Source organism: Pseudomonas sp. Z003-0.4C(8344-21) (assembly GCF_900104975.1).
In the GTDB taxonomy this organism is placed as follows: Bacteria; Pseudomonadota; Gammaproteobacteria; order Pseudomonadales; family Pseudomonadaceae; genus Aquipseudomonas; species Aquipseudomonas granadensis.
Map to the genome: position 1 here is coordinate 3,394,844 of NZ_LT629756.1, position 11,678 is coordinate 3,406,521.

At 59.1% G+C, this 11,678-nt stretch carries 9 protein-coding genes; 4 read left to right on the top strand and 5 right to left on the bottom strand.

The window, feature by feature from the left end; all coding sequences use genetic code 11:
- Positions 1–3 precede the first annotated feature (3 nt).
- The 3 genes from BLU24_RS15440 (at position 4) to BLU24_RS15450 (ending at position 4,352) form a co-directional block, all read left to right on the top strand.
- Entirely contained in the window at positions 4–1,059 is a 1,056-nt protein-coding gene (locus BLU24_RS15440) for a tetratricopeptide repeat protein (RefSeq protein WP_090283329.1), read from the top strand.
- A 123-nt stretch (positions 1,060–1,182) separates the two neighbouring features.
- Positions 1,183–2,685, top strand: coding sequence for an ATPase domain-containing protein (locus BLU24_RS15445; RefSeq protein WP_090283328.1), 1,503 nt, complete (start codon positions 1,183–1,185; stop codon positions 2,683–2,685).
- The gene (locus tag BLU24_RS15450) at positions 2,682–4,352 is read left to right on the top strand and encodes an ATP-binding protein (RefSeq protein WP_090283327.1); all 1,671 of its coding nucleotides are present in this window, start codon (positions 2,682–2,684) and stop codon (positions 4,350–4,352) included. Before BLU24_RS15445 ends, BLU24_RS15450 begins: the two co-directional genes overlap by 4 nt.
- 36 nt (positions 4,353–4,388) lie before the next feature.
- On the opposite strand, the gene BLU24_RS15455 is transcribed toward BLU24_RS15450, so the two are convergent.
- From BLU24_RS15455 to BLU24_RS15475, 5 genes are read right to left on the bottom strand one after another with little or no spacing between them, the layout of a single operon-like run.
- Entirely contained in the window at positions 4,389–4,766 is a 378-nt protein-coding gene (locus tag BLU24_RS15455; RefSeq protein ID WP_016774860.1) for a response regulator, read from the bottom strand.
- Between the two features lie 44 nt (positions 4,767–4,810).
- Positions 4,811–6,025, bottom strand: a complete 1,215-nt coding sequence (locus tag BLU24_RS15460) for a hybrid sensor histidine kinase/response regulator (protein ID WP_090283326.1) — start codon at positions 6,023–6,025, stop codon at positions 4,811–4,813.
- Entirely contained in the window at positions 6,019–6,612 is a 594-nt protein-coding gene (locus tag BLU24_RS15465; RefSeq protein ID WP_090283325.1) for a chemotaxis protein CheB, read from the bottom strand. Before BLU24_RS15465 ends, BLU24_RS15460 begins: the two co-directional genes overlap by 7 nt.
- Positions 6,609–7,442: a CheR family methyltransferase gene (locus BLU24_RS15470; RefSeq protein WP_090283324.1), complete on the bottom strand. Its 834-nt coding sequence runs from the start codon at positions 7,440–7,442 to the stop codon at positions 6,609–6,611. Before BLU24_RS15470 ends, BLU24_RS15465 begins: the two co-directional genes overlap by 4 nt.
- Positions 7,442–10,933: a response regulator gene (locus BLU24_RS15475; protein ID WP_093101721.1), complete on the bottom strand. Its 3,492-nt coding sequence runs from the start codon at positions 10,931–10,933 to the stop codon at positions 7,442–7,444. Before BLU24_RS15475 ends, BLU24_RS15470 begins: the two co-directional genes overlap by 1 nt.
- 260 nt (positions 10,934–11,193) lie before the next feature.
- On the opposite strand from BLU24_RS15475, the gene BLU24_RS15480 reads away from it, so the two are divergent.
- Positions 11,194–11,553: a response regulator gene (locus BLU24_RS15480; RefSeq protein WP_093106722.1), complete on the top strand. Its 360-nt coding sequence runs from the start codon at positions 11,194–11,196 to the stop codon at positions 11,551–11,553.
- Positions 11,554–11,678 lie beyond the last annotated feature (125 nt).

Below are 11,678 nucleotides of genomic sequence, written 5' to 3' on the forward strand. Positions count from 1 at the left end.
CGCATGCCTCAGTCTCGCCGCTACCTGCTGATCAGCCTGGGCCTGGTGCTTGTCGTCGTTGTGGCCTGGTTGTCGCTGCGCAGCACCACCCCGGTGATACCCGATTCGATCAAACACGGTTACAGCGAAGCGCTGAACGCCGCCCGCACCGGCGAACCGGGGGCAGCGCGCCAGTTGTACCAGCAACTGGGTCGGCCGGACATCTCGGTGAAACGCCGCGTGTGGCTGCACGGCGAGCTGCCCAACTACCCGAGCCCCCAGGCGCTGAAACTGGCGGACACCGACCTGCAGAACGAAGCCCCGCAAGTACGCCTGGCCGCCATCAAGAGTGTGGTCGGGCTGGTCCCGGGCGGGCAACGCAGTCTGTTGGTAGGGCCGATGCTCGACGATGCGGACCAGGACGTGCGTTTTGCCGCCATCAACGCCCTCCTCGGCCTGACGCCTGACGAACTGGGGCTGTATTTTGCGCCGCTGCAGCAAGCCATCGATGGCTGGGAGCAGACCCTCAAGGCGCAACCGGAAACTGCCGCCAACTACGCGCAATTGGCGCGCCTGCACATTCACAACGCCGAATTCAAGCAAGCGCAAGTCGCCCTGGAGAACTCGTTGCGTCTGGAACCGGGCAATCTGCCGGCGCTGGTCATGCAGATCGATGTCCTCGACCGTTTGGGCCAAAGCGACGCAGCCCGCCAATTGCTCGCTCAACAACTCAAGGCCCAGCCTGATTCAGCCTATTTGCAACACGCCCTGGGCTTGTGGTTGCTGCACCATGGCCAGCGTGAATACGCCCTGCTCGGTTTGTCCAAAGCCGTCGAACTGGAGCCGGACAACAAGGATTACCGCTACGACCTCGCCACCACCCTGCACAGCGCAGAAGAACTGGAGGCGGCGCAAAAGCAATTGCAGGAAATCGTCCAGCGCCATCCCGCCGACCGCAAGGCTCGGGTTCTGCTGATCAATTACTGGAAAGAAAGCGGCCAGTTGCAAAATGTGCAGATTCTGCTCGCGCAACTCGAACAGCTGAACCCGGACGATCCGGCGCTGCAGCAGGGTCTTTGAGCGTAAAAACCCGCAACATCCGCAAACAATAAGCGGAACTGCCATCACGGCTTAAGGTCAAGTTATTCAGGCCGACCCAATGCATCGATGGTCGCGCTTCCCTAAGTCATGAGAGGACATTATTTGTCTACTTCTAACGAGTTGATCAGTGCGAAAGCCGCTACCGGCATTACGGGCCTGGACGACATCCTGGCCGGTGGCTTGTCTCGCGGACATGTGTTTCTGCTGGAGGGTGAACCCGGAACCGGCAAAACCACGGTCGCTTTGCATTTTCTCCTGGCCGGCGCAAAAGCCGGCGAGCGCTCGTTGTACATCACGCTCTCGGAAACCGAGCGCGAGCTGCGCCAAGGCGCGCTGTCCCACGGCTGGACGCTTGACGACAACATCAAGATCTTCGAGCTGACGCCGCCGGAAAGCCTGCTTAACGCCGAGCACCAGCAAAGCCTGCTGTATTCCTCCGATCTGGAGCTGGGCGAAGCCACCAAGCAGATTTTCGAAGCGGTCGAGCGTTTCAAGCCGACTCGCGTGGTGCTCGACAGCCTGTCCGAAATCCGCTTGCTGGCACAAAGCTCTCTGCGCTATCGCCGGCAGATCCTGGCGATCAAGCATTACTTTGTCCGCTATAACGCGACGGTGGTGCTGCTGGACGATCTCACGACCGAGTCGCTGGACAAGACCGTGCACAGCGTCGCGCACGGGGTGATCCGCCTCGAAGAACTGACGCCCGCCTACGGTGCCGAGCGTCGACGCGTGCGAGTGGTCAAGTATCGCGGGCAGAAGTATCGCGGCGGTTTCCATGACTTCACCATCATGGGTGATGGCGTGCATGTGTTCCCGCGGTTAGTGGCGGCCGAGCATCGCGGCGAGTATGCGCGGTTGCAACTCTCCAGCGGCATCGAGCAAATGGATGCGCTGCTTGGCGGCGGCATCGAGACCGGTTCGAGCACGCTGATCCTCGGCCCTGCCGGTACCGGCAAGTCGCTGATCTCGATGATCTTCGCCGCCGCTGCTGTGCGTCGCGGCGAAAAAGCTGCGCTGTTCATCTTCGACGAAGAGCTGGGCCTGCTGCACGAGCGCATGAAGAACATCGGTATCAACCTCAAGGAGCTGCAGGCCACCGGCAATCTGCTGATCGAACAGGTCGACGCCGCCGAACTGTCGCCGGGCGAGTTTTCCCATCGCGTACGACGCTGTGTCGATGAGCTTGACATCAAGACTGTGGTGATCGACAGCATCAACGGTTACCAGGCCGCGATGCCGGAAGAGAACGCGCTGGTCCTGCACATGCACGAACTGTTGCTGTACCTGAACCGCAAGGGCGCGGCGACGTTCATGACGGTCGCCCAGCATGGCCTGGTCGGTGACATGCAAGCGCCGGTCGACATCACCTATCTGGCTGACACCGTGGTGCTGCTGCGTTATTTCGAAGCGCTGGGCAAGGTCCGCCGCGCGATTTCCATTATCAAGAAACGCACCGGCAGCCACGAATCGACCATTCGTGAATTCCGTATTTCGAAGGGCGGCATGACCATCGGTGAACCGCTGGAAGCGTTTCAGGGCGTGCTGCGTGGCGTCCCAACTTACCTCGGCGCGAACAATCCGCTGCTTCAGGAAGACAGCTTGTGAATCTCGAGGTGCCACTGGCCGAACGGGCGCTGATTCTGGCGCCCTTGGGTCGCGACAGTCAGATTGCGCTGAAGATTCTCAATGAGGCCGGTTACGGTGGCGTCGTCACCCCCGCCCTCGGCGAGTTGTGTACGCAGCTGGAACTGGGCGCAGGCTTATTGCTCGTCGCTGCCGAAGCCCTGCGCGGGCCGGAAATGGAAACACTGTTCGCCTGGCTGGAGCAGCAACCGGCGTGGTCGGATCTGCCGATCATTCTGTTGACCCACCACGGCGGACAGGAACAAGGCCCCTCGTCGCGGCTGAGCGATCTGCTTGGCAACGTGAGTTTCCTCGAGCGCCCTTTTCATCCCGTCACCCTGGTCAGTATGGTCTCGGCCGCACTGCGCGGGCGACGACGACAATATGAAGCGCGCGATCGCCTGATCGACCTCAGCGAAAGCGAACGGCGCCTGCAATCGACGCTCGAAACCCTCGAGCAACAGGTCGAGGAGCGCACCGCGCAGCTGCGCCACAACGAAGAAGCCTTGCGCCAATCGCAGAAAATGGAAGCGGTCGGCCAGCTCACCGGTGGCATCGCGCACGACTTCAACAACATGCTCACCGGAATCATCGGCAGCCTCGAATTGATTCGGCGGCGCCTGGCCCGTGGGCGAACCGAGGATCTCGACAGCCTGATCGATCTCGGCGTCACCTCAGCCAACCGCGCCGCCGGCCTGACCCATCGTCTGCTGGCGTTTTCCCGTCGCCAGTCGCTGGACTCCAAAGCCGTTCAGATGAACACCCTGGTACTGTCGATGGGCGAGTTGTTGCAGCGCAGCCTCAATGAAAGCATTCAGCTGGAAATGCGTCTGGATGAAAACCTCTGGGTTGCCGAAGCAGATCCCAATCAGCTGGAAAGCGCCCTGCTCAACCTGGTGATCAATGCCCGTGACGCCATGCCCGACGGCGGCAAACTGGTGGTCGAGACCAGCAATCAGGTGTTGCACCGCGATTTCACTGAGGCCTACAGCAATCTCGAGCCTGGCGATTACGTCATGCTCAGCGTCACCGATAACGGCTGCGGCATGCCGCAAAGTGTCATGAGCCGCGCGTTCGATCCCTTCTTTACCACCAAACCGATCGGCCAGGGCACGGGTTTGGGCCTGTCGATGATTTACGGTTTCAGTAAACAGTCGCGCGGCCACGTGTCGATCGACAGCGAAATCGATCAGGGCACCACGGTCAAACTCTACCTGCCGCGCTTTCGCGGCGAAGAATTGGTCAGCGACGATGCAGACGTTGAGCATGCTCCCGATGCGCTGGACGGCGAAACCGTGCTGATCGTTGAGGACGATCCAGCGGTTCGTGTGCTGGTCTGTGCGGTGCTCAGTGAGTTGGGTTATGCCTACGTAGAGGCTGGCGACGCCGACACCGCATTGCCGATTCTCAATTCGACGCAGCGCATCGACTTGCTGGTCAGCGATGTCGGTTTGCCGGGCATGAACGGCCGTCAACTGGCAGAGGTCGGTCGCCAATACCGGCCCGGTCTGAAGGTGCTGTTCATCACCGGTTACGCCGAGCATGCCGCAGTGCGCGGCGGATTCCTCGATTCCGGCATGCAGATGATCACCAAGCCGTTCACCTTCGATCTGCTCACCGCCAAGGTGCGCGAGATGATCAAGAACTGACTGCCAATCCACGGCCCGCGCAAGCGGGCCGGGCAGTCAGGCCAGCAATTCCTGAATTTTTTCCTGCAGCACGTCCAGATCGAAGGGTTTCTCAAGAATGGGAGCCTTGCTGGTGATCGGACTGCCGGTTTCGCGGATTTCCTGAGGATAACCACTGATAAAGATCACTTTCAGATCCGGGCGCAGTTTTACGGCGGGTTCTGCGATCTGCACGCCGGAAATTCCGCCCGGCAAACGAAAATCAGTGATCAACATGTCCAGGTGCGGCTTGCTCGCCAGGATCTCGAACGCCTGTTCTCCGTTTTCAGCCTGCAACACGCGATAGCCCTGCCCCGACAGATAATCCGTCAGAACCATCAAGATAACCGGTTCGTCTTCGACGACGAGTACTACATCTTGTGCATCTACGCTCATGGGAAGCCTTTGTTCGGTCAATAGCTGCTGATACGACCGTACGGTCAATCAGAGGTTGCGTCGGATATGCCGTTTTCCTGGATTGGCAGACAAACGCGAAACAGGGCGCCTTCGTTGATTTCACTTTCGACGACGATGGAGCCGCCATGGGCGGCGACGATCTGCTCGGAAATGAACAGACCCAGCCCGAGCCCGGCCACTACCGTCTTGGCGGAAACCCGTTCGAACTGTTGGAAAATACGCTTCTGGTTTTCTTTGCTGATGCCTATGCCGTGGTCCTGCACTTCGATTCGCGCTTCATCGCCCTCACGGTAGACGCGCACCTGAATCGGACTGCGGCCGCCATAACGCAGGGCGTTGGTAAGCAAGTTCGACACCACTTGCTCGATGCGGAACTCGTCCCAGTGACCTTCAACGGGGCCGAACACGGTCAGCGACACTTCGGTCTCCGCGGCTTCAATCTGCTGCGCGAAGTTCTGCAACAGATTACTCACCAACTGCACCAGATCGAAACGGCTTGGCCGGATCGACAGCTTGCCGGTGCGAATGCGCGACACGTCGAGCATGTCTTCAATCAGGCGAATCAGGCTTTTGATCTGCCGCTCATCGCGGTCGACCATGGCGTGCATCTTGTCGAGAGTGAACGCCGAAGCGTTGTCGCGGGCCAGGTGCATCTTGCGCAGCTGGGTTTCGAGGATCAGACCGTTGAGCGGCGTGCGTACTTCGTGGGCGACGATCGACATGAAGTCATCGCGCATGCGCACGGCCTGCTCGAGGTCCGCCTGTGTGCTTTGCAGTTGTTGCAGCAACGCTTCCTGCTCGCGACGCGCCTGTTCGAGCGCTTCGAGCTGTTGCTTCAACGCCTTGCTCTGGCGATACAGATCGACGAAGACGTTGACCTTGCTTTTCACCGCATGGATATCCAGCGGTTTGTGCAGAAAGTCCACCGCCCCGCTCTCGTAGCCTTTGAACGCGTAGTTCAACTCGCGGCCGGCGGCGCTGACGAAAATGATCGGGATGTTCTTGGTTTTCTCGGTGCCGCGCATCAATTCGGCGAGTTCGAAGCCGTTCATGCCGGGCATCTGCACATCGAGAATGGCCATGGCGAACTCGTGCTGCAGCAGCAACGACAACGCCTCATCCGCTGACAGGGCTTTGTAGACCGTGCGGTCTTCGCGCTTGATCAGCGCTTCGAGTGCCAGCAGATTCTCCGGCAGATCGTCGACGATCAGCAGTTTGGCTTGGATGTTACTTAGCATGCGATTCGTTCCAGCTCGACAAGCAGACCGCTGATGTCGTGAATGGGTAGGACATGATCCGGCTGCCGAATGTTCATTGCAGCCTGGGGCATGGTGGCGACCTGCGCTTCGTTGGGGTCCTGGACAATGGTCAAACCGCCGCAGCGCTTGATTTGCGCCAGTCCGCGCGCGCCATCGTGATTGGCGCCAGTCAGTAAAACCGCGGCCAGCGTTGGCCCGTAAACGTCGGCGGCGGACTCGAAAAGAAAATCGATCGAGGGCCGCGAATGGTGCAAACGGTCTTCCTGACTCAAGGAAAAGCTGCGGTCCATTTCAATCGACAGGTGATAACCGGGCGTGGCGAAATACACCGTGCCGGCTTCGATATCCTGCTTGTCGGCAGCCTCGACCACCGGCATTTGCAGGCGCCGGGCGAAGACTTCGGCCAATTGGCTGCGGCGTTCTTCGGGTAGGTGCAACACCACAATGATCGGCAATCTGAAGCCACGGCGCAGCGGCCCAAGCAGGCTCAGCAGCGCCTCGACGCCACCGGCGGACGCTCCGACTACAACGGCCTCGACGCGAGGCAAAACCGCCGCTTCGTTCATGTTTTGCGGTAAATCCGTTCTTGCTTCACCAGCCCTTCGAACCGGTTGGCATAGTTGGAAAAATCCAGCGTCTCTTTGCTGCCCAGCACCAGAAAGCCGCGGTGACACAGCGACTCATGAAACAGCCCGAAGGCCCGATCCTGGAGCTTCTTGTTGAAATAGATCAGCACGTTGCGGCAGGAAATCAAGTGGGTTTCGGAGAATACGCTGTCGGTGGCCAGGCTGTGATCGGCAAACGTCACGTTTTCGCACAAGGTCTTGTCAAAAATCGCGTAGCCATAGGCCGCCGTGTAGTAGTCGGCGAACGAGCGCTGACCACCGGCCTGCTGGTAATTGGCGGTATAGGCGCGGACGTTCTCCATCGAGAAAATCCCCTGCTTGGCCTTGTCCAGCGAGCGTGGATTGATGTCAGTCGCGTAGATGATCGTGCGATCGAGCAGGCCTTCTTCGCGCAGCAGAATCGCCATCGAATAGACCTCCTCGCCCGTGCTGCAGCCGGCAATCCAGATTTTCAGCGAAGGATAGGTGCGCAGCAGCGGCACCACTTCGTTGCGGATGGCGAGGAAGTGCGACGGGTCGCGAAACATTTCGCTGACCGGAATCGTCAGCAACTGCAAAAGCTGCATGAACGCCGTCGGGTCATGCAGCACTTTTTCCTGCAGCGCCGAGATCGTCGCGCACTCGAACTGGCTCAACGCGTGGTGCACCCGGCGCTTGATCGAAGCGCCGGAGTAATCGCGAAAATCGTAGCTGTACTTGAGATAAATCGCCTCGATCAACAGGCGCAGCTCAATTTCGCTGTTTCGTTCGGCGGGTGTACTGCGTTCCACTAAATGCGTTCCATCTTCGGTAACCACACACGAATCAGCGAGAACAGACGATCCAGGTCGATGGGCTTGGCCAGATAATCATTGGCGCCCGCCTGCAGGCAGCGCTCCTGATCGTCCTTCATGGCCTTGGCCGTGACCGCAATGATCGGCAGCTTGCGCCAGCGCGGATCCTTGCGGATTTCAATGGTGGCTTCGAAACCGTCCATTTCCGGCATCATCACGTCCATCAACACCAGATCTATGTCCTCGACTTCGTTGAGTTTCTCAATCGCTTCACGACCGTTACGGCCGATCACCACGACTGCGCCTTTGGTCTCCAGGGCACTGGTCAGGGCGAAAATGTTGCGCACATCATCGTCCACCAACAGCACCTTGCGGCCCTCGAAGACTTTGTCGCGGCTGCGTGCGGTCTTGAGCATCTTCTGCCGTTCATGGGACAACTGCGATTCGACTTTGTGCAGAAAGAGTGTGACCTCATCAAGCAAGCGCTCCGGCGAGCGTGCACCCTTGATGATGATCGAGCGCGAATACTTGCGCAGCTCGGATTCTTCGTCGCGGGTCAGGTTGCGCCCGGTGTAGACAATCACCGGCGGGAACGAGCAGATGTCCTCGGTGGACATGCGCTTGAGCAGGTCATTGCCGAGCATGTCCGGCAACTTCAGATCGATGACCATGCAGTCGTAGATCGTCGTGCGCAGCAGCTCCAGCGCATCCTGGGCCAGGCCCACCGCGGTGATTTCAATGTCTTCATCGCCGATCAGCCGCGCGATGCTTTCGCGTTGCAGATCGTCATCCTCGACCAGCAGCACGCGTTTGACCTTTTGCGTCAGCTTGGCTTCGAGACGGGCGAATACGTCTTTCAGCTCTTCACGGGTGGTAGGTTTGACCGCATAGCCGATGGCGCCCATGTGCATCGCTGCTTCGACACGGTCTTCGACAGAAATCACATGCACCGGAATGTGCCGGGTGCCGGCGTGTTCCTTGAGACGTTGCAGCACGGTCAGGCCGGAGTGGTCTGGCAGGCGCATGTCGAGCAGGATCGCATCCGGGACGAACTCTTTCGCCAGGTCGTAGCCTTCGTCGGCACCGTGGGCGACCAGGCACTGATAGCCCAGCTCGTGCGCAAGGTCATAGAGGATGTGGGCGAAATTCGGTTCGTCTTCCACCACCAGAATGCAGCGTGTGTTGAACGGAGCCTTGTCGCGGTCATCGGCGAAACGCGGGATGTGTACCGGCGCCAGCGGTGACACATTCAGCGCTGGCGCTGCAGGCGCGACTGGCGCAGGCGGCGTGAAGGTCAACGGCGCCGATGCCACTTCCGCGGACTCGCTGTACTGAGTTGGCAGCAGCAGGGTGAACACACTGCCCTGCCCCGGCGTGCTGCTGACGCTGATCGAGCCGCCGAGCAAGGTCGCCAGATCACGGGAAATCGACAAGCCCAGACCCGTGCCGCCGTATTTGCGGTTGGTGGTGCCATCGGCCTGACGGAACGCTTCGAAAATGCTTTCCTGCTGGTCGGGCGCAATACCGATGCCCGAATCGCGAACGATGAATGCAATATGCTCGTCAGGCTGGCCGGCGATGGTCAGGCTCACCGAACCCTTCTCGGTGAACTTCAACGCGTTCGACAGCAGGTTCTTGATCACCTGCTCCAGGCGCTGGCGGTCGGTGTACAGCATGGCCGGCGCGCCCGGTTGCAGGTCGACAGTGAAGGCCAGCTGCTTGTCCGTCGCCAATGGCTCGAACATGTTGCGCAAGCCTTCGGCCAGACGCGCGACGCTGGTGTTCTCGGGCAGCACTTCGAGTTTGCCCGCCTCGACTTTGGAGATGTCGAGAATATCGTTGATCAGGTTGAGCAAGTCGTTGCCGGCGGAATAGATCGACTCGGCAAACTTGACCTGTTCGGCGCTGAGGTTTTCCTGCGGATTCTCCGCGAGCAACTTGGCCAGAATCAGCGAGCTGTTCAACGGCGTGCGCAGTTCGTGGGACATGTTGGCGAGGAATTCAGACTTGTATTTGCTTGAACGCTGCAACTCTTCGGCGCGTTCTTCCAGTTGCACTTGGGCCTGATTGAGCTCGGTGTTCTTCTGGTCCATGGCATCGCGCTGCTCGGCCAGAGTTTGCGCCTGTTCGGCAAGCTGCTCGTTGGTCTGCTCCAGCTCGACCTGCTGGGTTTCCAGGTGCGCCTGGGATTCCTTGAGAATCCGCGACTGTTCTTCCAGCTCTTCGTTGGCGGTTTTCAGTTCTTCCTGCTGCACCTGCAACTCTTCGTTCAACTGCTGGGTTTCGGCCAGCACTTCCTGCAGGCGCTGACGGTAACGCGCCGCTTCGATGGAAGTGCCGATGTTGCCGGCAATCAGTTCCAGCAATTCGATGTCGCGCTGGTTCAGCGGGCGCAGAAAGCCCAGTTCGATCACGCCATTGACGCGTTCGTCGTCGCTGGTCGGCACCACCAGCACGCTGTGCGGCAAGCCTTCACCGAGGCCGGAGCTGACTTTGAAGTAGTCGCTCGGCACCGCATCAAGACGAATCAGCCGCGCCTGCTGCGCCACTTGGCCAACAATGCCCTCGCCACTGAAGATCGCTTGTTCCTGTTCTTCTTGTTGACGGGAGAACCCGTAAGTGGCCACGCGTTTCAGTCCGCCGTGCTCTTCGCGCACATACAATGCGGCCACGGCAGTGCCCAGGTACTGCGCGCAGAACTGCAGAATATTGCGCCCCAACAGATTCAGCGTCAGTTGCCCCAACACTTGCTCGGCCAGTTGCGTCTGGCCATTGCGCAACCATGCTTGTTTTTCCAGGCGCTCGGCACTGGCCTCTTGCGCCGCCAGGGTCGCGCTATAGCTTTGCGAAAGATTGACCAGATCACGGCGACCGACATACGCCAGCAAACCGCTGATGACGCCGATGAACAGCAGATAAAGGCTGATGCTCCAGATCGTGGTACGCCGCACTTCTTCATTACGCGTGGCGCGCAATACCTGCTCGGTCTCGATGACGTCTTCGAACTGCTTGCGGATTTCGTCGGTCAGGCGCTTGCCGCGCCCGGCCTTGACCGCGCCACGATAATCGCCGCTGCTGCGCTGCAGATCGATCATTGATTGCGCGTAATTGGCCCATTCGACCTGCAACGCCTGCAGACGACGAATGCGATCCGTCTGCACAGGGTTGTCGGCAGTCAGCTCAAGCAACGTACTGAGCGCCACGGCGATCCGCGGTTTGGCAGTCTCGTACGGGTCGAGGAAGTGCTCGTCACCGCTGAGCAGGTAGCCGCGCATGCCGGTTTCCAGGTCCACGGTGAGCTTCACCGCTTCGTTGGCGTTATTGATCACCCGGTCGGTGTGCTCCACCCACTGGATAACCGACAACAGATAGGTGATCAGCGACACGAAAAACACGGCGCTCAGTGCGCCAACGCCCAAGGGCAGGCTGATGTTGCGAGTCAGGAGTTTACGAAACCGTTGTTCATCAACCGAAGACGGAGAGGACATGAGGCAGCCTTGTCGAACTGTTGAAAAACGTGGAGTTTGCCCGAAAACCCCGGTCTGGATCCATTTTTCTGACGCTTTTGATGGCAATTTCCTACATCCCCCTGCACGCGGACGGCGCCAACCGCTATCCTGTCGCCGCCCCGCTGCCCCGCGCTTTTTTTGTATCAAGCCGGGAACTTGTGGCTATGCGCCATTTACTCATGCAAGAGTCCGGCGATTTCGATCGACCGGTGTCCCCCCGTTTTTTTGAGAGCCCTGCCATGTCTGCCACCCAATCCACCATCCTTGTCGTTGAAGACGACGCCATCGTGCGCATGCTTATTGTGGATGTGCTGGAGGAGTTGGAATACCGGGTCGTGGAAGCCGATGGTGGCGAGCAGGCCCTGGAAGTTCTTCAGGACCAGACCCGGCAAATCAATCTGATGATGACGGATGTCGGACTGCCCGGCATGGATGGTCGCGAGCTGGCGAAGGAAGCGCGCAAACTGCGCCCTGCCCTTAAGGTCCTGTTCGCCAGTGGTTACGCGGAATCCATTGACGTCCCGGAAGACATGCACATGATCGGCAAACCGTTTTCAATTGACCAATTGCGCGACAAAGTAAAAAAGATAATTGATTAACCGCACAAATCAACGCAGCTATCACCCTTAATGAGCTCGAGATAAATACAACAACTTTCGAGCAATCGAAAAACGACCTCACACAAACCTTGTTGATAACCACCCACTTAAAAAAGAGGATACAT

What these genes read in the sequence shown, in the direction of transcription:
- BLU24_RS15465 (WP_090283325.1), bottom strand. Translation starts at nt 6,612, where the DNA reads ATGAACGAAGCGGCGGTTTTGCCTCGCGTCGAGGCCGTTGTAGTCGGA.
- BLU24_RS15460 (WP_090283326.1), bottom strand. Translation starts at nt 6,025, where the DNA reads ATGCTAAGTAACATCCAAGCCAAACTGCTGATCGTCGACGATCTGCCG.
- BLU24_RS15440 (WP_090283329.1), top strand. Translation starts at nt 4, where the DNA reads ATGCCTCAGTCTCGCCGCTACCTGCTGATCAGCCTGGGCCTGGTGCTT.
- BLU24_RS15475 (WP_093101721.1), bottom strand. Translation starts at nt 10,933, where the DNA reads ATGTCCTCTCCGTCTTCGGTTGATGAACAACGGTTTCGTAAACTCCTG.
- BLU24_RS15455 (WP_016774860.1), bottom strand. Translation starts at nt 4,766, where the DNA reads ATGAGCGTAGATGCACAAGATGTAGTACTCGTCGTCGAAGACGAACCG.
- BLU24_RS15480 (WP_093106722.1), top strand. Translation starts at nt 11,194, where the DNA reads ATGTCTGCCACCCAATCCACCATCCTTGTCGTTGAAGACGACGCCATC.